Here is a 23,758-nt window from a genome sequence, read left to right as displayed (position 1 = left end):
AGACGTATTGACAGCATTATAAGCTCGTGCTAGCTTAAGTTAAATTGGCTTAAAAAGTCAAGCCTAATCCAGCACTGCGCGATCGAACCAAGCGTGTGGCTGGAGCGGAGGAACCAATTTTCGGGGCGAATCTCTACAGAATTATAAAGCAAAGTTAAAAATTGCTAAATTTGAGTGTAATTTTTGATTTTGAAATCTCTAGAGAAGGACATCTCTCAGTCCTAGCCCGTCAGCTAACTTCGCAGGCATTGAGAAGAGACTGAAAAGCCAAATTTCTGAACAAGATTGTTTGGCTTCGTCAGTGTCTCAGGTTGGTATTGTTCAAGATTCTTGTACCTGCCCTGACTCTGAAGGAGATTGAAATGTTCGTACAGCTTAATTTATCTGCGATCGCACTTGCAGGAGTTGCAACGTGGAAGCGTGTAAAACCCGTTGTCATCCGAGATGCTGTTTTGTTACCTGCTGCGGGTTTTTTGGGAATTCTTGGTGTGTGGTGGATTATTGCCAGCTTCAACAGCGATTTGATTCCCACTCCGTATCAGGCGTTAATCGCTAATTTAGATTACATATTCCATCCATTTTATCAGCGCGGGCCTGGAGATTTAGGCATTGGCTGGCTGCTGCTAGCAAGTTTGCGCAGAGTGTTGCTGGGATTTTTCCTGGGTGCAGCAGTTGCGATTCCCGTAGGATTTCTGATCGGGATGTCGAAACCGGCCATGATGGCGCTCAATCCGCTGATTCAAATCTTCAAACCGGTGTCGCCGCTAGCTTGGCTGCCCATAGCTCTATCGATTTTTAATTTAGCAGAGCCGTCGGCAATTTTTGTCATATTCATCACCTCTTTGTGGCCGACAATTATCAACACAGCTTTGGGAGTTTCTAGCGTTTCCCAGGATTATCTGGATGTGGCGCGAGTGTTGGAAATGCCGCGCTGGAGGCGGATTACCAAGATAATTTGGCCCGCGAGTTTGCCATACATTTTTACAGGTTTGCGGATTAGTTTGGGGATTGCTTGGCTGGTGATTGTGGCGGTGGAAATGCTGACAGGCGGTGTGGGAATTGGCTTTTTTGTCTGGGATGAGTGGAGCCGTTTGAATCTGAGTTCGGTATTTTTAGCGGTGTTTGTAATTGGCTTAACTGGATTGTTGCTCGACGCTGCTGTTGACAAAGTTCAGGAATTGGTCACGCATCGATCGGTCATTAATCATTAGTGATTAGTCAGTTGGCCGTTGTTACGAAAGCAGTTAACAGTCAACAGTTAACAGTCAACAGTCAACAGTTAACAGTTAACAGTCATTAGTCAAATTAAATATGAGTGACAAATTTTCCAATGAATGGAACCGCCGAGAGTTTTTGCAAGGAATGGGAGCGGCGGCGGCGGGAATGGCTTTATCTGGTTGTGCAATTAGCGCGGATCGATCGGCAAAAGGACTCACAGAAGAAGCCTCAGCCGTAAAGCCGGTTGTCGATTCCCGAACCTTAGAAAAACCAAATTTAATCGTAGGATACGTGCCGGTTAACGATTGTGCACCATTTGCGATCGCCTGGAAAAAAGGCTTTTTCCGCAAATACGGTTTAAACGTCCAACTCAACCGCGAAGCAAGCTGGGCAACCTCCCGCGACGGCGTAATCTTCGGCCGCCTCGACGCCTCCCCAGTCGTATCCGGCGCTGTCACAAACGCCCGAATTGGCGCAGAAGGAGCGCGCCACGCACCCCTGTGCGCGGCAATGACAATTCACCGCCACGGCAACGCCATGACGATGAACAAAGCTATGTGGGATTTCGGTTTGCGCCCGTGGCACGAATACAACGGCAATTTGGAAGAATTTGGCAAACAATTTCGAGCCTTTTTTGACAGTCAGCCACCGGAAAACAGGGTTTGGGCAGTGGTTCTGAGTTCTGCGATTTACGAATACTTTGTCCGCTACATATCGGCGGCTGCCGGTGTCGATCCGTTCAAAGAATTTCGGGTAATTATTGTGCCGCCACCGCAGATGGTAACGAACATCAGGATTGGCGCGATGCAGGCTTACATGGTGGCCGAACCTTGGAATACGCGGGCAATTCAAGGCAATTTGGGAGTGGGTTTTACCTTCGTGCAAGGCAAGGAAGTTTGGCTGGGACATCCCGATCGCCTTTTGGGAGTAATGGAATCATTCATTGATGAAAATCCGAAGACTTATTACTCGCTGGTTAAGGCAATGGTGGAAGCTTGTCAGTATTGCAGCAACCCGGAAAATCGCAGTGAAATATCGGCGCTGCTGACTGAGCGATCTTTTACGGGGGCGAAACCGAAAAAAGGGGCGATCGACAAATTTACGCGACCAGCAATAGTTGGCGCCTACAACTATGGAGGGTTTGACGGAAAAGACCGCACCATACAATCGGAAGATGCAACTATTTTCTATGACATTCCTAATAATTTGCCTCAAATACCGGGAAATCATTCAACATTTATGTGGCAGTCTCAGAGTCTGTGGTTGATGACTCAAGCCGCTCGCTGGGGACAGATTAAAGAAGTGCCAAAAAATGCTGAGGAATTAGCTAAAAAAGCTTGGAGAACCGACCTTTACCGCAAGATTGTGGCCGAAATGGCGATCGATTGTCCGAAGGAGGATTACCAAGTGGAACCAGCAGAACTTTTCATTGATAAAAAGGCATTCGATCCTAGCGATCCGGTGGGTTATTTGAATAGTTTTGAAATTCGAGCCAACCGCCCTCAGTCTTTTTTTCAGTCTTAATTTCTACATTCCCGAACGCAGAACCTCTGCGAGGGGGCGCACCTTACCGCTTACGCAACCGTTCGGAAATCAAATTAACACTTTAAGTAGGTAGGCGCTGTAAAAACCTATTATGTTAAGGATTGTAAAGTATCCACATTCCCTAAGCGTGGCTAAGTTAGCCCTGTTTACATATTGTTACATAGCTCGGTTTAATCCCGCTTACCTACTTACTACTTTTTAGGAGAATACCGTGACTCAATACTTTTCTACTTCTATTGAAGCCAGCAACCAAGTCAAGAAGCAGCCTGAATTTCTGGAAATTAACAATTTGTTCAAGTCGTATACAAATGCTGACGGTAGCGAATTTAGCGTTTTGGACAAGATCAATTTAAGTATTGGAGAAAACGAATATATTTCGGTAATCGGTCACTCGGGTTGCGGCAAATCAACGCTGCTAAAAATAGTGGCAGGTTTGGAAAAACAGAGCGACGGAATAGTGACACTGGAAGGAAAAGAAATTCGCAAACCGGGAGCCGATCGCATGATGGTATTTCAGCACTACGGATTGCTGCCTTGGCTGACGGTGCGGGAAAATATTCGGCTGGCAGTTGATGAAGTTTTGCGAAGTCTCAGCCGTTCCGAGAAGATTAGTCTTGTCAACGAACACCTAGCAATGGTAAACTTAACGGCAGCAGCCGATAAATATCCAGACGAAATTTCAGGAGGCATGAAACAGCGGGTTGGGATTGCGCGAGCTTTGGCGATTCGACCGAAAATGTTATTAATGGACGAACCGTTTGGAGCGCTGGATGCTCTGACTCGCGGCAAGTTGCAGAAACAGGTGCTGGATATCTGGGAAAATCACAGACAAGCTGCAATGATGATTACTCACGATGTGGATGAAGCTATCTATATGTCCGATCGCATTGTGCTGATGACAAACGGCCCGGCTGCGACGATAGGTGAAATTTTGTCAGTGCCGTTTGCGCACCCGCGCGATCGCCAGGAGTTGCGGGAATCTCAGGATTATTACGAACTGCGCAACTATGCTTTGAATTTTCTCGATCGCTACTTTACCCAAGACGAATAACTCCCGACGGACAGACAAAACAATTCACTTAAGAGAGGTCAAGCCTGTGAATCTCAAAACAATTTTAGCTCGTTTTGAAAGTGCATTGAGATACCAAAATTTAGCAGAAGAAATGGTGTTGCTGCCTGAGCCACAAGTACCCATTTCTAAAAAAGCACAATCTATAAATTCGGCAAAAACAATCAATTTTATTGTCGGTTACAACAGTTCTCCTAAAAGTCAAATCGCTCTGGACATTACGCTTTGGATTGCGCATCAAACTCGTTTAGTAACAACTCAAGAAGTCACGGTTCAAGTCGTCTACGTGATCGACGAAGCGCCCAACAGCTACGGCGAAGATACTGGCAATTTTGCTGTGGGAAATCCCTTGGCTGCCAAGCCGAAAGTGTCGGATTTAGAGGAAACCTTCGCCCTTAATTGTGCAGCGCCTGCGATCGCTTTACCTCCAACGGAAATCCCCTCAGTATTCCCAGGAAACACTTGGCTCGATCCGCATTATTTCCAAGCTGTTTTTGGCCAAAATAATGAGTACGAGGTAGCAGATAGGTTGCTGTGGCAAGCGCGCTGTTTGGCGGAGGAATGGCGCGGTTTATTCAAAGCTCATTTGCGTATCGGGCGGGTTGCTACAGAACTGAGAAATGTGGTTGAATTAGAATCTGCAAATTTACTGTTCTTGGGCTGCGATTCGGGCAACCACTCGCTGGTTAGGGAACTAGGCAATAATTTTCCGTGCTGCGTACTCGGAATTCCTTCGGCACTCAGCTATCAGATGGATGTTCAGCCTGAAGAAAGTTTGAGCAAGTTGCAGTTTGCTAAAGCTATGTCTGCACATTAAGCTTGTTCAGCACTTACGCAAAACTTTTATAGCGGTAAGGTACGCACTGCGCACCCTACCGCTATAATTCGCGTGCCAAACCTTTTTTTGCCTTAGTCCTAAGTCGATGAAAAATTAAAAATAGTTTGCTGGATCGAAGTCCCAATTACGAGACAATTAGGAGTTTTTTGATTGTTGAAATTTTTAATATTACCGTCAATAAAAATTCTAGGCACTTACCTGATCATAGACAATTCGTTAACTAATTTTATCCTTCCCCGGCACACAGAGCGCAGGAGCCGATCGATAGAGCGTTTGTCTTCGTCAGTCAAATTTTCGTCAAAAATAGCCGCCATCAAACCGTACCTATCGGCTAGAGTAATGTAGCCATTATGATTCACTTCGGCAAACAGCTCGGCCAAAGCAGATGGAATCAGGTGGACAGGAGTTTGCATAGTAATTGAGTCTGAATTCGAGGATGGCGCGATCGGGCGTTTCTGCGGTAACAAAAGGCGATCGCACTCTAAAATTTTGTCAGTGTATTGTCTTAAAACCTGTGACAATAAACAGCAAAAAAGTGTGAGAATAAACAGCCAAATTAGTGAACGACATCACATTCAATATTTGCGAGTTATGCTATGGCTTGCAGTTGCGTTTTAGCACAAATAGAGCAACTGCAACCTTAATTTTTTCTAAAGATTGTAAATCTGCACTTCCTCCACAGGTTCAGCTAACTCAAACTTAAACACCCGGGAATAGAAATAAAATTCGCCGTCAAGAGTTCTTTTGATATTTTCAGCGCGGCGAAAACCGTGGTGTTCCCCTTCATAAGCAACATAAGCAACCGGCAAACCTTTAGCTTTCAATATCTCTACCATCATTTCCGCTTGATTGGGGGGAACCACTTTATCTTCTAATCCTTGAAAAAAGATAACGGGACAAGATAAACGTTCCGCAGAATGAATGGGCGAACGAGCTACATACAAATCTTTTCTTTCAGGATAAGGCCCAATTAATCCATCCATATAGCGCGCTTCAAATTTGTGAGTATCCGTTGCCAAAGCTTCCAAATCGCTAACTCCATAATAGCTCGCACCGGCCTTAAACACATCGCGGAAAGTAAGAGCGCACAGAGTAGTGTACCCCCCTGCACTGCCTCCGGCGATCGCCATTCTTTCGCCATCAACTAAACCTTTTTGAGCTAAATATTTAGCACCGTTAGCGCAGTCGTCAACATCGACAATTCCCCAACTATCTTGCAGTCTTTTTCTGTATTCTCGGCCGTAACCAGTGCTGCCGCCGTAATTAACATCGAGTACGGCAAAACCGCGACTCGTCCAATATTGAATTTTCAAATTCATGCTGCTAGAAGTAGCAGCAGTTGGGCCTCCGTGACTTTTGACGACAAGCGGCGGCTTTTCACCCGCAGGTGCTGCGAAATCTTGATTTTTCGGGGGATAGAAGAAACCGAAAGCAGTCAAATTGTTTTCCGTGGGAAACTCGATTGGTTCCGGTACAGAAAGATAACCCGGATTGATGCTTAAATTGCTCGATTTGCGCAATACTTCTAGTTGGCTTGTTGCTAAATTTAGGTGTACAATAGCAGTAGATTCAGTCGGCGAACCTGCCAGAAAAACAACAGTTTCTCCCCGCGCTTTGAGCGAAGAAATATCAGTGTAAGGCGTCTCAATTGTTGTCAAATGCTTTGTCGTTAAATCAAGACTCGCTAAATGCCACTTGCCTTGCTGAGTGTAGGTGCAAATAATTTTGCTTTCCGAGACAACGGCATAAGTAGACATTCCAAAAACCCACTGGGGAAGTCCGAATTCAGCAGCCATTTCGCACAAGCTGGTTTTTATCTCTCCTTCCCCCCTTATCAAGGGGGGATTGAGGGGGGTTCTAGATTGCCAGCGGTAGAAATTCCACCAGTTAGACTTGTCAGAAACAAAATACAAAACTCCATCGGGCGACCATTCCGGTTGAAAAATCGACTCATCAACCCCGCCAGCAACTAAGTATTTTTCACCTAAAGAACCGTCAGCATTAATTTCTGCCACCCACAATTCTGTGCCATCCCACGGCATATTTGGATGGTTCCAACAAATCCAGGAAAGTTGAGAACCATCTGGGTTCAAACGAGGGGAAGCATAAAAATCATTGCCCTGAGTTAAGATCTGAATATCTGCGCCGTTATCTAAATTAATGCTAACAATAGTATTGACAGGTTCCCCCTCACCTGCATGGTCTTCGCGCACGCAAATCAGGCGATTTCTCTGCTTCTCAACTATCGCATCTGCATAGCGAGAATTAGCAGCAGGTGTCAGAGGTTGGGGTTGACAATCTAATGCTTGAGAATAAATACGTTGGTCGGCAAAATGAGAAAAATAGACAACACCGCCAGCAACTGCAAAGGAAGCGCCGCCGTATTCGTTAACGCGAGTGCGAACATTAAAAGGATGCGGTGTCACGTCGTTGATTGTACCGTTAGGAGTGCGCCGCATGAGGACGCTTCTTCCCGCTTCTGAAGGCCTTCCCTCAACCCAATAAATATCATCGCCGTCAATAGCAATTTGTCCGAGTCCGACAGTTCCAGAAACAATTAAATCGGAAGAAATAGGTGATTTCCAAGAGCCGTAAGGTGATACTGTATTCATATAGTTGAGGCTGTTGTGTTTGATGCACAAATAAATTTATATTTGTACTTTACACTAATTCAGTCACCGGGGAAGCAAAATGTCCAAAAAATTCGTACTAATTAATACCATTTTTTTAAAGATATGATAGACTTACATGAAAAGTAAAGGAGAGAATTTAAATGTCTGGTCGTCCTCATCTAACGATTACAGAATCTGTAGAAGTATTGCTAGAGATTAGGAAGCAACAAAAAAGAATTTTGACATATAATAAAGTTCAAATGCTTTATTTGTTTCAGTCAAAACAAGTAGAAACAGTCAGAGAAGCAGCGTCCGTTTTAGGTAAGGGTGAAGCCACAATTCATCGCTGGCTTTCTCAATATAAAGAGGGTGGCATAGAAAACTTGTTAAAAAATCGCCAGATTTTTGGCAGACCCAAAAACTTTTCAGTTGAAGTAGTAGCTTGATTACAACAAGAATTGAGAGACCCATCAGGGTTTCATAGTTATAAAGAAGTTCATTTCTGGCTCTGGTTAATCAAAGAAATACCCAGTAGTTATCAAGCTGTATACTCTTTAGTTAGAGGAGAATTAAAAAGCAAATTAAAAATCCCAAGACCGGGCGAGTAGCGAACAAAAGTCAACGGCAGTTTGTGATTTCAAGAATAATTTGCACAAACAGATAAAAGCCTTGCTAAGCAAAGCTTCTGACCAAGTAAAAAAGTACAAAACTTTGGGATTTTGGTGCAGTGATGAAACTCGAATGGGACTTCATACAATGAGCGAGAAGAAAGTTAACACTAAGCGGTGTAAAGCCTGTAGGAGAACATCAATGAAAATTTGAATGTTTCTGGCTGTACGGAGCCGTATCTCCATCCACAGGAAGAAGTTTCTTTTGGGAATTTTCCCATTTGGATAAAGTTTGTTTTCAAGCATATTTGCAACAATTATCCCTTGAGTATCCCGAGGAATTGCATATTATTCAAGTCGATAACGCTCCCGCTCATCTTTTAAGCAAATCTGAATTGCCAGACAATATTATTTTGCTATTTCAGCCTCCTCATTGTCCGTTCGTAAATCCAACAGAAAGAGTGTGGGAATATCTGAAAGATTTTTTAGCTTGGTCAGTTTTTCGTAATCTTGATGAACTCCGCATCAAAATCCAGGAAAAATTGGCATCTTGCACAAATCATGTCATTGGTTTTCTCACAGGATGGTCTTGGATTTTACATTCTTTATCTCTATCACATCTTTTAAAAAATGGTATTAATAAGATTTTTTTTATTAACCGCAGAGTAGGCAGAGTAAGAGAAGAACGAGAGCAGAAAAAGAGCTTTTTACTAATTATTTAAATATGCTAATATATAGATATAAACTTGGCAACTTATCAAAAGTACCAATCAAATGCCTGCCTTAAATACCGTTGTTTTTTCTTCCGATATTGAGCAGGGGTCAAAGCATTTAGACGCTGCTAAAATCCGCTGGTTCCAACGCCGGCTGAAAGCTTGGGCCGAGCAAAATTTCCGTGATTTTCCTTGGCGGCGCACCTGCGACCCCTACGCGATTTTAGTGGCTGAGTTCCTGCTGCAAAAAACTACTGCCGCTACAGTGGCTCCGATTTATCAAGAATTTGTCGATCGATATCCGACTCTCTCCGATCTAGCGATCGCGCCTGCGGAGGAAGTTGCTAGCTTGTTGCAGCCTTTGGGTCTTTTTTTTCGGGCGCAAAAGCTGCGGGAATCGGTGCTGGTTATCCTAGAAAATTATCAGGGAAATGTTCCCCGCACGGAAGCTCAGTTGCTGGAACTTCCCGGAGTTGGCAAGTACATTGCGAGATCGGTTTGCGCTAATGCTTTCGGACAGCCAAAAGCGGTGCTCGATACGAATGTTGCTCGGATTTTGCAGCGTTTTTTTGGGATTGACGGCGGTAAAGTAAAATCCCGATCGCCCGAACTTTGGGAAGCTGCAGAACGAGTCGCTCCCAAACAGCAAGTCGGGCCGTGGAATTTAGGACTGCTGGACTTTGGGGCGGCAGTTTGCACTGCAAGAAACCCCCGCTGCGGCGAGTGTCCGCTGCAACAGCAGTGCGAGTACAAAATGAGCAGCGAAATCAATTCTCTGCTCGTTGCCGAACTCAGTTGACAAATTTTGTGCAGTCATTTTAGGGTCGGGTTCACAACAATTTCTGACTCAAACCAACAATCTCAAAAACCCGCCCCTACCCAACGGTAAATACTATTAATTAACTGTGACGCAGCGGAAGTTCTATCCGAAATCTAGTACCTTTACCAGGTTCCGAAAAACACTTGAACTCTCCTTTGTGCTGCTCTACAATTATCCGATAGCTGACAGAAAGTCCAGATTCAATGGTTGGTTCCGCAGGTTGTGCCACCAAAAAGGTATCAGAAATTTGCGCTGTGATCTCTTTGCTGATTGCCATGTCGTTATCAGCAATCTCAATACAAACCCGCTGAGCATCGACCACCTCAGTGCTAATCAAAATCACAGGCTTAAATTTGATTGATTCCAACTCTTCCAAGTCTTGAGCCGACTCTTCTAAAGCATCGATCGCGTGATTGATAATATTCAGAAAAGCTTGATTGAGAAGACCTGCATAACACTCAATCTGTGGCAAATTGCCGAATTGTTTCATCACCTTGATGTCTCGCCTTCCCTCGCGAGCCGGCAAGCGGTGCTGCAACAACAACAGAGTATTTTCTAAACCGTCGGAAACATCGAATAACTGCCAGCCCGATCGATCGCTGCGGGAAAAATCCTGTAGCGACAAGATTATTTGGCGGATGCGATCGCTCCCGGTACGCATGGAACTCACAATTTTTAATAAATCGTCGAGAACGAAGTCCACATCCATATCTTGCTGTTTTTGCAGAATTTCCGCTCCGGGAGTAACTAGCTCTTTTTGATACAATCGCAGCAGTTCAATTAAATCGGTAGCGTAGCTTTGGACGTGAGTGAGATTGCTGTAAATAAAAGTAATGGGGTTGTTAATTTCGTGGGCGATACCAGATACCAATTCGCCTAAAGTAGACATTTTTTCACTTTGCAGCATTGGATCGCGCGACAGTTGCAATTCTTGCTGGGTGAGTTCCAACTGCGCCCTCAACTCGCGCGATCGCTTAGACGCGCGCAGCCGCCCCAAAAATTCCTGCTTAACTATCGGTTTAAACACAAAATCGTCAAAGGGCGCGTCCAATTCTGGGGGTTCTTCAAAGCGATCGGCTGTTGTCAGCAGAATAAAATAGGCTGTAGCCAATTGACGATCGGCTTTCACCAACCGGCACACCTCCAAAAAGTTGATTTGAGGCGAAGTCCCGTCGCAAATTATTAGATCCGGCAAAAATTCCCTCGCCAAGTCTAAACCCTCATTACCGTCGGGAGCAACTCTCACCTCATGTTCCTCCCTCCCCAGCAACTCTTGCACGACTTCAACAGTCACAGCATCCGCGACGATCGCCAGAATCTTTGGCATACTTCTACCAGCTCCATAAATTACTTTTTAGGATACAACCGCCAGAATTGCGGTGACATATTTAAAATTCCAAAAGAGTTCAATTCCACCAAAAAACAGCCCATCCCTGCTCCCTCAAAACCAAAAATAGCCCATACCATTTTAGATTTTATATTTTAGAGTAAAAAATTGGGAATGACTTACTGTATAATAGTTGGGAGCTTGCCTAAAGTTGCATATTTTTTGGGGACTGGTATCACGAGAAGGTATAATTTTAGACTGGTAATGCAAAAATGCAAATTTTCTCCTTCGTAATTAATGTTACATCAGAGCTTTCGGCCGAAAGACTGCTGAGGGCGATCGCAGATACTTTCTCAAATTGCGCCAGGAAACAATAAAAAACTTTAAAATCAATTAATAGTATCGTTAAATTCACCTTCTCGGTCAGCACCTGAGAATGCCAATTACCAACACCACCTCAACTTTGATTCAATCCGAAACACTAGAACTATTAGAATGGCCGCGCCTGTGTCAGCACTTGGCTACCTTCGCGGCCACCAAACTCGGCGTCGCCGCCGCCCTCGACCTCCAAATCCCGCCAACGATAGCTCAAACAGCAGAAATCCTAGCCCAAACTCAGGAAGCTTATCAGTTAGAGAGCCGCGCTGGCGGTGCTTTGAGTTTTGAAGGAATCCAAGATATCGGCACTTCCCTGCAGCGAGCCGAACTCCAAGGTTTGCTCAGCGGCGAAGAATTGCTGGGAATTGCTACTACCCTCGCCGGAGCAAGGCAATTGCGCCGGATAATTGACTCTCAGGCAGATGTGCCGACGCTAAAAGAACTGGCAGCCCAATTGCGGACTTATCCCGAACTAGAGCAAGAAATCCACCGCTGTATAGACGATCGCGCTCAAGTAGCAGACAGAGCCACTCCTAAATTAGCAGGAATTAGAGTTCAAATGCGACAGTTGCGCGATCGCATTTATCAAATCTTGCAGGGAATTTTGCAGCGCCAATCCAACGCCGTACAAGAACAGCTAATTACCCAAAGAAGCGGACGCTTTGTCATTCCCGTCAAAGCTCCCCAAAAAGATGCCATACCGGGCATCGTTCACGACTCCTCGGCCAGCGGCGCGACACTGTACGTAGAACCCCACAGCACAGTCAATCTTAACAACCAAATGCGGCAGTTGCTCAGGCAAGAACAAGCCGAAGAAGAAGCAGTCCGCCGCGCCCTCACCGAGCAAGTCGCAGCAGTAAAACCCGATTTAGACAGATTGGTGGTGGTAGTTACAACTTTAGATTTAGCGGCAGCTAAAGCGCGTTACAGTTATTGGCTGCAAGCAAATCCGCCGAAATTTATCGAATTGGGAGAGCCAGAATTAGCACCAAAAAATCCCGAAAAAGAAGATGAGGAAAAAGAAGAAAAAGAAGATGAGGAAAAAGAAGAAAACAGTCAATTATTAATTCGCAACCTGCGATCGCAAATCACCCTGCGCCAGTTGCGCCATCCTTTATTAGTTTGGCAGCAACAGCACGAGCAAGGCTTTCCAGTCGTGCCAGTCGATTTAACCATCGGGCCGCACATCCGCGTCGTCGCCATCACTGGCCCCAACACGGGCGGCAAAACTGTTACCCTCAAAACCTTGGGATTGGCAGCTTTAATGGCGAAAGCAGGAATGTTTGTTGCCGCCCGCGAACCCGTAGAATTGCCTTGGTTCGACAATATTTTGGCCGATATTGGTGACGAACAATCTTTGCAGCAAAGTTTGTCTACTTTCTCCGGCCATATCCGCCGCATCAGCCGCATTTTAGAAGTTTTACACAATAAATCGCAGGCCCAAGGGGAAGAAAATTCCAACCTCTCAATTCCCAATACTTCGGCTACTTCGGATTCTCTCAGTACAAATACGCTCAGTACAAGTTCCCCAGCCCCCATACTTCGGCTACGCACTTCAACGGAGCTCAGTACAAGCTCAGCACAAGTGCCCCATGCCCCATGCCCCATGCCCCATGCCCCATGCCCAATTCCCAAATCTTTAGTTTTGTTAGACGAAGTAGGAGCAGGTACAGACCCCTCAGAAGGCAGTGCATTGGCGATCGCCCTGTTGCAATACCTCGCCCAACATTCCCTATTAACAGTTGCAACTACCCACTTTGGCGAACTCAAAGCCCTCAAATATCAAGACTCGCGCTTTGAAAATGCCTCAGTAGAATTTGACGACAATTCCATGCAGCCAACCTATCGCTTGCTGTGGGGAATTCCCGGACGTTCCAACGCCCTCACCATTGCCAAAAGACTCGGTTTGCTACCAGAAATTGTCGAAGAAGCTCAAACTTATGTCGGAGGAGCGTCTCAAGATGTCAATCAAGTGATTGCCGGACTCGAAGCACAGCGCCGAAAACAGGAAACCAAGGCCAGAGAAGCAACTCAACTGCTACACCAAACCGAAAAACTGCACAGAGAAGTTTCTCAAAAAGCAGCCGCTTTGCAAGAGCGGGAGCGAGAACTAAAAATAGCTCAGGAAGTGGCAGTAAATGAGGCGATAGGGTCGGCAAAATCAGAAATTGCTCAAATCATTCGCCGCTTGCAGTCTGGCAACCAGACGGCTCAAAATGCCCAACAAGCGACAGATACTTTAAATCAAATTTCTGAAAAACACCTGCCCTCTCGCCAACAACCGGCTAAACCGAAACCGGGTTTTATGCCGAAAGCGGGCGATCGCATCCGCATTCCCAGCTTGGGCCAAACCGCCGAAGTCCTCAGCGGCCCCGACGCTAACGAAGAGTTGAGCGTCCGGTTTGGGATTATGAAAATGACTGTCAAACTAGGAGAAATTGAATCCCTCGACGGTCAAAAACCGGAAACGAAAGCTCAATTAGCCAAGGCGGCCGCCCAAGCACAAGCACTCGCTACGGCTAAAGCTAAGCAAGCAGCGGCGGAACCGGCAAAACCCAATCCCGAAATTGCCATTCGCACTGCTAATAATACGATCGACCTACGGGGTGCGAGAGTTTCAGATGCAGAAATCGAAATAGACAGAGCTCTTTCCAAGGCCGTGGAATACGGAGTGCTGTGGATAATTCACGGCAAAGGTACGGGACAGTTGCGGCGCGGGGTTCACGAGTTCCTCGCTTCTCACCCGCAGGTTTCCCGCTTCGAGCTCGCCAGTCAAAAAGAAGGAGGTGCAGGTGTGACGATCGCTTATTTACATTGATTTGTGGCATCCCGTGGCGTAGCATGGTGAGGGGTGAAAATCTATGGGTTTTGCTGATTGCGACCGATCGAACTTGAAACGGCAACTTTTAACCCGCAACTCCGTCCAGCAGTTAGGATTGCCGGAATCAAAGCAACGAGCTATGGAGAAAAATTAACAGATGTGCTGTTGCCCACAGGCCGCAAAGCTTTCATCACTGCATACTGTTTGATATCCTGCCTCAACCTGTCTTAATTTCCCGTGCTGAAGCCATGCGCTCGACCGTAAAGTCCTCCGCTCCCACAAACGAAACGGGCCCATCTCCCAACTGGGAAGAATTGACCCAAAAAGCACCAGAACCTACCCAGTTGGACAACATTAAAGCCCAACTGGATTTAGTGCTGTTAGCTCTAGAAGCACTGGCAGAAATTGGCTCAGAGGCGATGCTCAAGGTAGCAGCCGAACTGAATTTAGAGTCAATGGTAGCCGATCGAGTAGCTTTGTGGCGGCTGCGCCAATCTAACCCGCTGCGGAAAGGCCAGGGAGGGCGCAAAAAACTCGATGTTGAGGAAGCTCGATCGCTCGTTTTGATAAGCTGTCATTTGGCAAAACAGCACCAAGCTTTAATCCGCCGCGCTGTTGCTTTGCTAGAACAAATGGCAGAGCAAAACCGCGAACCTCACACAATCGCTTTGCTGGGAGATTATATTGACAGGTTCAGCAACACTTATGGCTCGCGCATGGAAGATGCAGAAAATTTATCGGCCCGAGAACTGACTGATTTGGCCCTCAAACTCCTGATCGATTTGCTGTTTTACAGCAGTCCCGGGGGCCACCGCCGCCTCTGGCTGGCTCTTCTAGACCGTGCTAAAAATTAAGCTAAGCATAATGGGAACGAGAATGACAAAGATCGGGAACAAGCAAGATGCCTGTTCCACCAGAAAATTTATTTATTGTGGAACAGGCATCTTGCCTGTTGCTAAAAAAGCTTGTTGAGAATGCTGCCAAATATTAGATAAAACATAGTTATTCCCTCTTCCCTCTTCCTTCTTCCTTCTTCCTTCTTCCTTCTTCCTTCTTCCTTCTTCCTTCTTCCTTCTTCCTTCCTGCTATGGTTCTCAAACGGTACACGCCCCCCACTTGCACGCTGGAAATTACAGCCAAAAGTTCGCCTCTCTCTCGCTGGGCGGGCCAACCCGTGTTTAAATCTTTAAGTTTCGAGCTGCGACTCGACGACCCCAGGCTGCCAGATACCCAACACGTTACCCTCAGGGGCGATCGAATTCAACTCGAAACCCTCCACGAAGCTGTCAGCAACTACGTTCAAAACTTGCTCGGCGAATCCCGCGATTGGGAAAGCAACCTCAACTCTCAAACCGGGCTTACCGCTGCTGGCCCAGACTCGCCAGAAGCCGCGCATAACGCCGTTATATTCGATCGAGCCGTCAACACTTCCGAACTAGCAACTTCCAACCCCTACTCTCTCCCAACTTCCTACCTTCCGGTTCCCCCCCGCTTAGAACCCCGCGGCTTGCTCGCCCACAACTTATTTTTAGGATCTTTGAGCGCCGCAGAATCCGGGCCGGTAGTTCCCTTGAGCACCCTGCAACTGTTTGACTTGGCCACAGCACTAGATGACTGCGCTGCCGAAGTGATGGCGCTTCCCAACCTCAACCGCGAGTCCCGACGGCCGCTGTCCTCACCCTGGCTCAAGGTGGCAGCAATGATGGTCGCCAGCGCGGGCCTGACGACAGGAATTATCAAAATGCTCGATCGGGCCGCCACCTCCCCGCAAACCGCCACAGCCCCCGCCGCCGCCCCCGATCCAGGAAACCCCCAGCTAGCTGCCGGCGTCTCCCCCAGTCCAGTTCCCGCCCTACCGACACCCCCAGCACCAAAACCCGCAGCCACAAACGCTTTACCGCCCCTGCCGCCCCCGCCCATCAACACCGCTGCCTCCCCCAGCCCCAGCTTGCCTCCCATCGCCCTCGCCCCAACTCCCCCCACCAACAAACCCAGCCCCATCCAGCAGCCACCCCTGCTATTTCCCGCCAACGGCAGCGCACCCAGCGCCCCACAGAGCGCCCCAGCTTTCCCTCAAGGGCAAACAATCACTATTCCCGCCCCCGAAGAACCGCCCATTTCCGCCCCCCAAGCACCCGCACCAGTACCCTACCTGCTGCCCCCCCTACCGCCGAGACTAGCTCCCGCCGTACCGCCCCCCCTGCCGCCCTCCCTGTCTGCTTCCCGATTTCCCGTTCCCCCACCGCAACCCTTCCCCCGCTCGATCGAGCCGATTCTCCCCCCCGCCAGTACCGAACTCCCACCTCTTGAGGACGCTCAACCAACCGCGGAGTCCGAGGATAACAACCAGGCCGCGGCGAGCAAAAAAAACACCACTTTATTTGATACAATTCCTCAGGTTTCAGAAGCTAGAACTTACTTTGAGGAACGCTGGAAGCCTCCAGAAGGAATGGAACAAACTTTGGAATACAGCGTGCTGATCGATGAAAATGGGTCAATTCAAAGTATCGTGCCGATGGGAAAAGCAGCAGCAGATTATATCGAGCAAATTAATATGCCATTAGCCGGCGAACCCTTTGTTTCTGCCGTTTCCAATGGAAAAATCCCTAAAATTCGAGTGGTTTTGAGGCCAAACGGTCGAGTACAAACCTTTTTGGAAGAGAGTAATTAAACGCTATCAAACACATTGTCCCGATGGGAAATCTAGGTTAATTGCCAATGTTAAACAAGTTCAAAAAAAATCAATTTTTAACGGCGGCAGCAGCAGCCAGCATATTGACAGTTGCTCCAGTTTGTGCTGCCAATATCTCTTTACCCGTGCGAGCAGAGTCACCAGTCAACAATAGTTTAGTTCAAAATACGGGAGCAAACGAATATTTCCAACAAGGCTTAAATTTTGCCGCCCAACAAAACAGAGCAAGTGCAGAAGCAGCATTTCGCAGAGTAATTCAAATAGACCCCAATTTTGCCGAAGCTTACGCTAACTTGGGCAGCATTCTAGCCAATCAAAACAAATTAGCAGAAGCGCTTCCCAATTTTGAAACTGCAATTCGCCTCAAACCTAACGTCCCAGAATTTTATTATATGCTCGGGCAAGTCTTGTACGCACAAAATAAGAGGGCAGAGGCAGTAGAGTCGGTAAAAAAAGCCAGGGATTTATTTAGAAACCAAGGCAAAACTCAAGAAGCAAATACACTCGACCTAGTTATCAAGGACATCAGCAAGTAACACCATTTTAGATTTTAGTATCGTAGGGTGCGCACCGCACCCTAATTTCTAGCATTTTCACAAAATAATGCAACTCTAGGGAAGCTCCCAACCTTTATGGAATCTCTCATTCCCAATTCTTCAATTCTTTAATCTATCATCTAAAATGGTATCACGGCTTCCCATGAAAATCGGGTTGTGCAGTTGCTCTCACTTCCCTTTTTTTCTATCCCAAACTTCTCCAATCCAATAAAAAACTGCAATCCCGCAAAAACTATATAAAAAATCTTCAATACTAGCAGTACGATTTGGTAAAAGCGCTTGCAGCAGTTCTTCCGCAGCAGTGAACGTAGTAAAAATTGCGGGTCCGAAAGGAATTGAATAATTAAACAAATTAATGTTTTTTTTGCCAGCGGCTCTATAGCACAAAAAAGATGCTATTCCGTACAAAACAAAGTGGCCGAGTTTGTCATAAGGCGGATGAGCGAAAGGAAAGTTGACTAATTTTCCGGTATCTGCTAAAAGCATGATACTGAGAAGAATTAAAAAGTACAAAAAACCAGCAACAATCCAGAATTTTTTTGATAACTTCATCTTATTTTTGGCGATACCGACTAGACACAAACCAAGTCTGCGCCACGCGAAACTAATATCAAATCTGGTTAATTACGTATTGTATTTGTATGCCTCTGCCTACCCCTAGCAGCCGCTCAAATTTAATTTGTTTTCACTGTCAAAACTTGCGGCGGCGACGCATCGGGCGGATAAATAAAATCCACTTCTACAAGTCGCTTTTCTCCCGATTTCATCTCTAACTTTACCAAAGGTTCCCCCTGCTGTCCCCGCCGCTGGACTAAATGCACGTAGCGAGTTAGAGGCACTTTACTGTCATCAGTATACCGCACTCTGACCGTCCCCCTAAAAAAAGTTTGAGGTGCCGGAGGTTCTAAAAAACTAAGTCCTCCTGAAGTTAATTTGTCTGTCTTAACTGGAGTTTGAATGGCGACAGTTACAGTTTGATTTTTGCTGGTAAAATTGTACAGCGGCAAGCTGAGATTGTATTGAATTCCGTAATTGCCGTGGGCGCGGTATGCTGTATCTGGGTAGCGGACTAGCATCCTCGCACTTTGCACTTGATTTGTGCCCAGCATTCCGCGCGGGAGGCTGCTTAATGGGTAGGAAAATGCTGTTCCGGGTTGGGGAATTGCTAGGTTTGATGTGGCGGGGTTGTCTGAGAGAAGTGCTCGCCATTCTGAACCTAATGCTACACCGGCAACTCGGCCGTAAATTACTTGACCTTCGGTGATTTCTGGCGGTGTGGGAGCTCGATCGCGCGGCCCGGCTATATTACCATTGTCTAATAAGTTTTGCCATTCTGCTAAGTTGGGCGATCGCTCGTTCCCCTGTTCGTCAACTCGGGCAAACATCGCCAGACTGGCAACATAGACTATACCATCGCTGCGCAACCGCATCAAGGTCGATCGACCGTTTAGCGGCGGTACCAATCCCCGCACTGGTATCGGATGATTCATCAACAGTTGGCTTTTTCCCGGTGGAATAATTAACCCCGGCCCAAAGTCAGACTGTCTCCTTCCTCTGAGAATATCATTCACAGCGCGGCTTCCCGGCCCCGCGTAAATATTGCTGTTTGAATTATCGACTTGCGGCGGCAATTCAATAAAAGGTGCATCGGGTTGACTGAGATAACTCGCAGCTTGCAATATATCTAACGTTACAGGTTTATTGCCCGGATTGTAAACAATGACTCCTTGATACAATGTTCGCAAATCTTCGGGCGCGGTTGCTTTGGCAATGTGGTGGGCAAATATGTCGAAACGTCCTTGAAACGCAAAGTTTAAATGTGCCGCCGGAAATCTTTTACCATCCGGGGGAAATGTCGAAAGCAAAATTCCGTCTTGCAGCACTACTTCGGGACTGTTGCTGTTAAATACTGGGATGTTGTCTAACTGTCCGGGGAGAGGTCGCACTTCTTGGATTTGCACGATTTCTTGAGATGCGGGAGGGGTTTGGGCTAAGGGGATAATTGATAGAACTGGCAGCATTTTTTGATATTTTGCATTGGTTCGAGGAGATTTTTTTATTAACCGCAGAAGGCGCTGAGGGCGCTGAGAAAGAGAGGGCAGAGAAGAGGAGGTAAATCTTCGTGTCATGGCTGGTTTTGTACGGATATTTGGCGCACTCGTCCCTAGCAGATATTGGGATTTTTACCGCGCCCACTGTTGTAATATGTAATTGTAAGTGCGATTCGTTTAGCCGAAACCTGAAAGGGGGGATGGCTAGCAGCGATAGGGTAAGCCCACTAGGGTTGGAGTTCGCACTTTAATCCCCCATCGCCGACAACTTACTATTCATGCAGGTGAGAAAACCTAGTCGAGCATCTAGCTAAGACAACTAGGGGAAAACGGGAAAAATGAAGGTGTCAACCAACATCATCATAACTAAAATCCAAAATAAATCAAGTCCTGACATCATGGTGCGTGATTGAAAGCACACAGAGAACCAGATACGAATCTGGTTTCCCCTACACAAAGACTGACAAACTTAGTGTAAAGCGGACTATCGGGATAGCTGAATACCGACACCGCAAGCAAAAATCCTATAACCGAATCATTGCGAAAGCGATGAAGTCGTGGGGTAGAAGCGCAAGCTAACGAATTGTCGATATAACCGTCGTAACACATTGCCAGAGGATATAAGGAATGAAAAATAAATAAGTTGATGAATTATCGGTTATACTGAAAAAAAGTGCGCTTATTGTAATTTTTACCAAAACAGAGATTAACTCACAACGGATTTTTATACTCAACTACTCTAATTTGCGTTTAAACCCATGTTTTATTCTAATTCAATTGAGTCAGAAATGAAAAAAATTTATAAAATTTTATCAGAAAAGGATAAATAAGGTATGCAGAAGAAAGAATCTAAAAAATTGGGATGGGGTGGAATTAGCTATGTAATGCAACTTTTGGGATGCAGTCGAAATACCATCATCAAGGGATGGGAAGATTTAGAAAAAATGGACGAACAGACACTAAATAGTTCTAGGATCAGAAAGAAAGGAGGGGGAAGAAAAAGTATTCTGTCTACTCAAATCGGCATTGATGCAGCATTTTTAGAAGTTTTAAAAAATCACACAGCCGGAGACCCAATGAATGAGTTAATTAAATGGAATAATTTGACGCATAAAGAAATAGCTTCTGGACTACGAACGGCAGGTTTCACCATTAGTCTACCCTGAGTGGGAAAGCTATTAAAAAAGCATGGATATGTGAAACGAAAAGCCCAAAAAAAGCCAACAATAGGAATCAACAAAAATCGGGACGCTCAATTTAAAAATATTGCGAGACTTGATACAGAGTATAGAGAAGCAAACAATCCTATCCAACCGCTTTGACACCAAAAAGAAAGAAGTTTTAGGAAATCTGTATCGTCCTGGAACTCTGTATACAACGGAACCTGTCACTACGTTAGATCATGATTTTTGGAGTTTAGGTCACGGTAAAGTGAGCCCACATGGGATTTATGATTTTCAACAAAACCGAGGATATATAACATTAGGAAATAGTAAAGATACCAGGGTAAACGCATCTAAATTAATTTGACACAAACGTGGATTTGTGCATTACTAAATAACTAAAAAAACCTTCTTAAAATTCTTAATTTTAACCCGACTTGAGCAGATTAAATCAGAACCTTAAGATTTTCTGAACTTCTTAAAGCCGGATAATTTTTCTTCTTAGATAGCTGTTATGTAAGGATTCAGGTCTGGAAAAGGGGAATGAGAGAAGGCAGGAATGAGAGACAAGAATGGGCAGAAATAGCCTCACGGAAAAAAGCCATTGCAGAACGAGTTTGAAAGCGACAAGTCTGGATAACACGCTCGTAGATGAGCAGTTTGCTTAAATCGTTCCATTGAGCGAGAACCACCAGAAACTTTCCGCTTGGTGACAGCCAGGCGCAATGAACGTTCAGCAAGATTGTTATCAGGTGGAACGTGAGGATCTTCAAGAAAGTACCACCATTGGTCTGCTTTATCCCGTAACGAGCTCAACAACAAACCTGCGGCATAACCAACTGTATCTCGCCAAACTTGCAAAGCTTGATTCAATCGTGCTTTGAAATCAACCGCCCACTGGCAATAGGTCAGCATATCTCCCTGTTCTCGCCAGAGCCGATGCTGTTTAAAAGCTTCATTAATTAATTCAATAAATACTGTCGCGACAGCAGCATTATTATTTTGACCAGGGAGTGCCAACACCTTCTTGAAATGCCGCAGTAAATGAGCTAAGCATTTCTGTTGTGCTTGAACTTGGCAACCATTATAAACACTGAAATCGTCTGAACTTAATACTCCTGCAAATTCAGTGCCTAACATCGTTTCCAATTCAACTCTGCCACGAGTATCGGCAGCATGGAATAAGCAAAATCCTTCACCACTAGCTGTCCATAACCATTCCTTGACTCCCATCACGCACCAGGGAGTCTCATCTACATGCACGTTTGGTCTGTGTGTTGCCCATTCCCATAAATCATTGATAGTAGGTTCTACCGCCTCAGCTACTCGTTGATTTGTTTTCTGAAGTGTTCCGGTACCAATCTCAATTGCACCTAGTTCCCATATCAATTCCTGTTGCTTTTGATAGGATAAGTGCCCATAGTTTCCCAGCCATACTAGTAGTGCTTGGAGATTAATGTTCAAGTCTTGCCCCCCAACTATTCCCTCTGGTAATGAACCACGAACTACTCCACCACATTCGAGGCATTTACATGACTGTGTTTGATATTCTACGACTTCAATCGGTTTGGCTACTAAACAAGCCACTTGTTGTGTTTGAAGACTAATTACTTCACTTAATTCTCTACTTCCACACCAATTACATATTTCTGGGTTGCTAATTTCAGATCGGTCTATCCTGCCAAATCCTTTGCGGGTTTTCCCTTGATATCCTGGTTGCCCACCTGGTTTCTTTTTCGGCTCTTCTTCCGCTGAGACTTTGGCTTTTTCGGATTTCTGGATTAGATCGAGCGCAGGCGGCTGTGATGATGTTTTACTGTTAGTTCTACTTTTACCCGTTGCAATCGCTAGTTTCTCTTTCAGTTCTTCGATGATTTTTTGCAGCCCCAGCACCAATTCAACTAGTTCAGCTTGGCTCAACTGTTCTATCTCGGCTTTTTCTTGCTGTGTATTAGCTTCGGGCTTTTTCATGTGTATACTCTAGCAGATTTTTCCCCTTCTATCATTTTTCACCTGAATCCTTACGCTGTTATATTTCGAGTATTAACTGGCAGAGTTTAAAATTTTAACTAAATAATTATTGTCCATTGCCGCTCGATACCGTTTCATTTTAGACTTTGTGCCGGAAGTTTTTTCTTGTTTCAGTAAATTTAGGACACTCGCGACGTAGAAGTGCAAAGTTTTGGCTCTTCCGTACTTATTGTGCTTTAATATTAGTTAAAAGTTCATGATAATTGTGACGACAGAATAAATAATGAAAAGTTAATGACAAATATTCTCATTTTGCCCGGTGTCATAGTAGAAGATTACAAACAGACAGGAGAAACATTAATATTAGTAATAAAATCACAAAAAACGACAGCCTCTTGCCCTGTTTGCAGTCAATGCAGCCATCATTTACATCAAAATTATAGATATCTAGTGAGAGATTTACCAATAGGTAAGAGAGAAGTAATGCTGAGAGTAAATCGGCGCAGATTCAAGTGTAAAAATTGTCGCAAACCTTTTAATGAAAGTTTGACGTTTCTCGAAAAAAAGAAAACTTTTACAAAGAGATATGCACAAAGTATTGCTGAACAAGTTGTCCATAGTGACATTAATAACGTGGCTAAAAACAATAAATTAACAGAAGAAGAAGTTTGGTCAATGGTAAAAACTGTAGCCAATCAAATATTACCTGTTGATGTACAATACTTACACAAATTAGGCATAGATGAAATTAGTTTAGTAAAAGAACAAGGAAAGTTTATAGTTGTATTAGTCGATTTAAAAACACATAAATTAATAGGTTTAGTTGCCGATAGAAAACAGGCGACAATCGAAAAGAAGATGCTTGAATGGGGAGAAGAAGTCTTAAACCAGATCGAAGAAGTAAGTATGGACATGACGGGTAATTATAAATCATTAGTCAAAAAACTTTGCCCGAATGCTGATGTAACAGTAGATAGATTTCATGTGACAAAAATGATTCATGAGGAATTAAATCAGGCGAGAATCGAGCAAAAAAAGGCAGCCTCATCGCTAAAAGCGAAAGAAAGAGCAAAATTATTGGAGAGTTTAAAAGGAAGTAAATATACATTGTTGAAATCAGAGAATGACAAGTCTCGCCAACAAAAATTAAACTTAAAACAAGTAAAAGATGCTTCGCCGTTACTAGGAGATCTGCACATTTTAAAAGAAGAGTTTCATACTTCCCACATTCCGCAGATATTCAAGCAGAGGTAAAGGAAGATAGATTCGGCAACAATAAACTCCCAAACGATTGCCGTGCAATCGTTTGGGAGTTTTTAGTGTATAATAGATTTCTGCTGTAAAGCAACTCTAAAAATCATGAACCAGCCATTAT

General features: G+C 45.1%; 18 protein-coding genes, 2 pseudogenes and 1 riboswitch. Of the genes and pseudogenes, 14 read left to right on the top strand and 6 right to left on the bottom strand.

Annotated elements, in window-relative coordinates; all coding sequences use genetic code 11:
* The first annotated feature begins 50 nt into the window (after positions 1-50).
* Positions 51-263: riboswitch (cyclic di-AMP (ydaO/yuaA leader) on the top strand.
* A gap of 99 nt (positions 264-362) precedes the next feature.
* From ntrB to QUA78_RS07210, 4 genes are all read left to right on the top strand, one after another.
* Positions 363-1,211, top strand: a complete 849-nt coding sequence (gene ntrB, locus QUA78_RS07225) for a nitrate ABC transporter permease (protein ID WP_333303120.1) — start codon at positions 363-365, stop codon at positions 1,209-1,211.
* 100 nt (positions 1,212-1,311) lie between these two features.
* Complete coding sequence (locus QUA78_RS07220) at positions 1,312-2,742, top strand: ABC transporter substrate-binding protein (RefSeq protein WP_333303119.1); 1,431 nt, start codon at positions 1,312-1,314, stop codon at positions 2,740-2,742.
* Positions 2,743-2,974: 232 nt separating this feature from the next.
* Positions 2,975-3,814 carry a nitrate ABC transporter ATP-binding protein gene (locus tag QUA78_RS07215; RefSeq protein WP_333303118.1) on the top strand — a complete coding sequence of 280 codons (840 nt, stop codon included), beginning with the start codon at positions 2,975-2,977 and terminating at the stop codon, positions 3,812-3,814.
* A gap of 46 nt (positions 3,815-3,860) precedes the next feature.
* Positions 3,861-4,649: a universal stress protein gene (locus tag QUA78_RS07210; protein ID WP_333303117.1), complete on the top strand. Its 789-nt coding sequence runs from the start codon at positions 3,861-3,863 to the stop codon at positions 4,647-4,649.
* Positions 4,650-4,864: 215 nt separating this feature from the next.
* Here the strand turns inward: QUA78_RS07210 and QUA78_RS07205 are convergent, their stop codons facing one another.
* Positions 4,865-5,083 carry a hypothetical protein gene (locus QUA78_RS07205; protein WP_333303116.1) on the bottom strand — a complete coding sequence of 73 codons (219 nt, stop codon included), beginning with the start codon at positions 5,081-5,083 and terminating at the stop codon, positions 4,865-4,867.
* Positions 5,084-5,320: 237 nt separating this feature from the next.
* Complete coding sequence (locus QUA78_RS07200; protein WP_333303115.1) at positions 5,321-7,282, bottom strand: S9 family peptidase; 1,962 nt, start codon at positions 7,280-7,282, stop codon at positions 5,321-5,323.
* 161 nt (positions 7,283-7,443) lie between these two features.
* Between QUA78_RS07200 and QUA78_RS07195 the strand changes: the two are divergent.
* Both QUA78_RS07195 and QUA78_RS07190 read left to right on the top strand, forming a co-directional pair.
* A pseudogene (locus QUA78_RS07195) lies at positions 7,444-8,513 on the top strand (IS630 family transposase); the annotation flags it as partial.
* A 151-nt stretch (positions 8,514-8,664) separates the two neighbouring features.
* On the top strand, positions 8,665-9,402 hold the full coding sequence (locus tag QUA78_RS07190; RefSeq protein ID WP_333303114.1) for an A/G-specific adenine glycosylase: 738 nt from the start codon (positions 8,665-8,667) through the stop codon (positions 9,400-9,402).
* Between the two features lie 100 nt (positions 9,403-9,502).
* Here QUA78_RS07190 and QUA78_RS07185 read toward each other — a convergent pair whose 3' ends face one another.
* On the bottom strand, positions 9,503-10,750 hold the full coding sequence (locus tag QUA78_RS07185; RefSeq protein ID WP_333303113.1) for an ATP-binding protein: 1,248 nt from the start codon (positions 10,748-10,750) through the stop codon (positions 9,503-9,505).
* Positions 10,751-11,213: 463 nt separating this feature from the next.
* Between QUA78_RS07185 and QUA78_RS07180 the strand changes: the two genes are divergently transcribed.
* The 4 genes from QUA78_RS07180 (at position 11,214) to QUA78_RS07165 (ending at position 17,177) form a co-directional block, all read left to right on the top strand.
* A complete protein-coding gene (locus QUA78_RS07180; RefSeq protein WP_333303128.1) occupies positions 11,214-13,946 on the top strand; it encodes an endonuclease MutS2 in 2,733 nt (910 codons plus the stop codon).
* A 251-nt stretch (positions 13,947-14,197) separates the two neighbouring features.
* On the top strand, positions 14,198-14,803 hold the full coding sequence (locus QUA78_RS07175) for a DUF3038 domain-containing protein (RefSeq protein WP_333303112.1): 606 nt from the start codon (positions 14,198-14,200) through the stop codon (positions 14,801-14,803).
* A gap of 233 nt (positions 14,804-15,036) precedes the next feature.
* A complete protein-coding gene (locus QUA78_RS07170) occupies positions 15,037-16,620 on the top strand; it encodes a DUF4335 domain-containing protein (RefSeq protein ID WP_333303111.1) in 1,584 nt (527 codons plus the stop codon).
* 47 nt (positions 16,621-16,667) lie between these two features.
* Entirely contained in the window at positions 16,668-17,177 is a 510-nt protein-coding gene (locus QUA78_RS07165; RefSeq protein WP_333303110.1) for a tetratricopeptide repeat protein, read from the top strand.
* A gap of 189 nt (positions 17,178-17,366) precedes the next feature.
* Here QUA78_RS07165 and QUA78_RS07160 read toward each other — a convergent pair whose 3' ends face one another.
* Complete coding sequence (locus QUA78_RS07160; RefSeq protein WP_333303109.1) at positions 17,367-17,750, bottom strand: VanZ family protein; 384 nt, start codon at positions 17,748-17,750, stop codon at positions 17,367-17,369.
* Positions 17,751-17,872: 122 nt separating this feature from the next.
* Positions 17,873-19,219, bottom strand: a complete 1,347-nt coding sequence (locus QUA78_RS07155; protein ID WP_333303108.1) for a DUF3370 domain-containing protein — start codon at positions 19,217-19,219, stop codon at positions 17,873-17,875.
* Positions 19,220-20,082: 863 nt separating this feature from the next.
* Here QUA78_RS07155 and QUA78_RS07150 point away from each other — a divergent pair.
* From QUA78_RS07150 to QUA78_RS32795, 3 genes are read left to right on the top strand one after another with little or no spacing between them, the layout of a single operon-like run.
* Positions 20,083-20,415 carry a hypothetical protein gene (locus QUA78_RS07150; protein ID WP_333303107.1) on the top strand — a complete coding sequence of 111 codons (333 nt, stop codon included), beginning with the start codon at positions 20,083-20,085 and terminating at the stop codon, positions 20,413-20,415.
* Positions 20,416-20,571 carry an ISAzo13-like element transposase-related protein gene (locus tag QUA78_RS32800; RefSeq protein WP_445302373.1) on the top strand — a complete coding sequence of 52 codons (156 nt, stop codon included), beginning with the start codon at positions 20,416-20,418 and terminating at the stop codon, positions 20,569-20,571. It begins immediately after the preceding gene.
* Positions 20,516-20,779, top strand: a complete 264-nt coding sequence (locus QUA78_RS32795) for an ISAzo13-like element transposase-related protein (protein WP_445302372.1) — start codon at positions 20,516-20,518, stop codon at positions 20,777-20,779. Before QUA78_RS32800 ends, QUA78_RS32795 begins: the two co-directional genes overlap by 56 nt.
* Positions 20,780-20,936: 157 nt before the next feature.
* Here QUA78_RS32795 and tnpC read toward each other — a convergent pair.
* Positions 20,937-22,383: pseudogene (tnpC, locus tag QUA78_RS07145) on the bottom strand (IS66 family transposase).
* Between the two features lie 294 nt (positions 22,384-22,677).
* On the opposite strand from tnpC, the gene QUA78_RS07140 reads away from it, so the two are divergent.
* On the top strand, positions 22,678-23,637 hold the full coding sequence (locus tag QUA78_RS07140) for an ISL3 family transposase (protein WP_333303106.1): 960 nt from the start codon (positions 22,678-22,680) through the stop codon (positions 23,635-23,637).
* The last annotated feature ends 121 nt before the right edge of the window (positions 23,638-23,758 follow it).

This window comes from Microcoleus sp. K4-B3 (assembly GCF_036704615.1).
In the GTDB taxonomy this organism is placed as follows: Bacteria; Cyanobacteriota; Cyanobacteriia; order Cyanobacteriales; family Microcoleaceae; genus Microcoleus.
This window is presented reverse-complemented; position numbering and strand designations above follow the sequence as displayed.

Excerpts from the sequence above, each read along its gene's own strand:
- ntrB (WP_333303120.1), top strand. The coding sequence starts at position 363 with ATGTTCGTACAGCTTAATTTATCTGCGATCGCACTTGCAGGAGTTGCA.
- QUA78_RS07220 (WP_333303119.1), top strand. The coding sequence starts at position 1,312 with ATGAGTGACAAATTTTCCAATGAATGGAACCGCCGAGAGTTTTTGCAA.
- QUA78_RS07205 (WP_333303116.1), bottom strand. The coding sequence starts at position 5,083 with ATGCAAACTCCTGTCCACCTGATTCCATCTGCTTTGGCCGAGCTGTTT.
- QUA78_RS07200 (WP_333303115.1), bottom strand. The coding sequence starts at position 7,282 with ATGAATACAGTATCACCTTACGGCTCTTGGAAATCACCTATTTCTTCC.
- QUA78_RS07190 (WP_333303114.1), top strand. The coding sequence starts at position 8,665 with ATGCCTGCCTTAAATACCGTTGTTTTTTCTTCCGATATTGAGCAGGGG.
- QUA78_RS07185 (WP_333303113.1), bottom strand. The coding sequence starts at position 10,750 with ATGCCAAAGATTCTGGCGATCGTCGCGGATGCTGTGACTGTTGAAGTC.
- QUA78_RS07175 (WP_333303112.1), top strand. The coding sequence starts at position 14,198 with ATGCGCTCGACCGTAAAGTCCTCCGCTCCCACAAACGAAACGGGCCCA.
- QUA78_RS07170 (WP_333303111.1), top strand. The coding sequence starts at position 15,037 with ATGGTTCTCAAACGGTACACGCCCCCCACTTGCACGCTGGAAATTACA.
- QUA78_RS07165 (WP_333303110.1), top strand. The coding sequence starts at position 16,668 with ATGTTAAACAAGTTCAAAAAAAATCAATTTTTAACGGCGGCAGCAGCA.
- QUA78_RS07160 (WP_333303109.1), bottom strand. The coding sequence starts at position 17,750 with ATGAAGTTATCAAAAAAATTCTGGATTGTTGCTGGTTTTTTGTACTTT.
- QUA78_RS07155 (WP_333303108.1), bottom strand. The coding sequence starts at position 19,219 with ATGCTGCCAGTTCTATCAATTATCCCCTTAGCCCAAACCCCTCCCGCA.
- QUA78_RS07150 (WP_333303107.1), top strand. The coding sequence starts at position 20,083 with ATGCAGAAGAAAGAATCTAAAAAATTGGGATGGGGTGGAATTAGCTAT.
- QUA78_RS07140 (WP_333303106.1), top strand. The coding sequence starts at position 22,678 with ATGACAAATATTCTCATTTTGCCCGGTGTCATAGTAGAAGATTACAAA.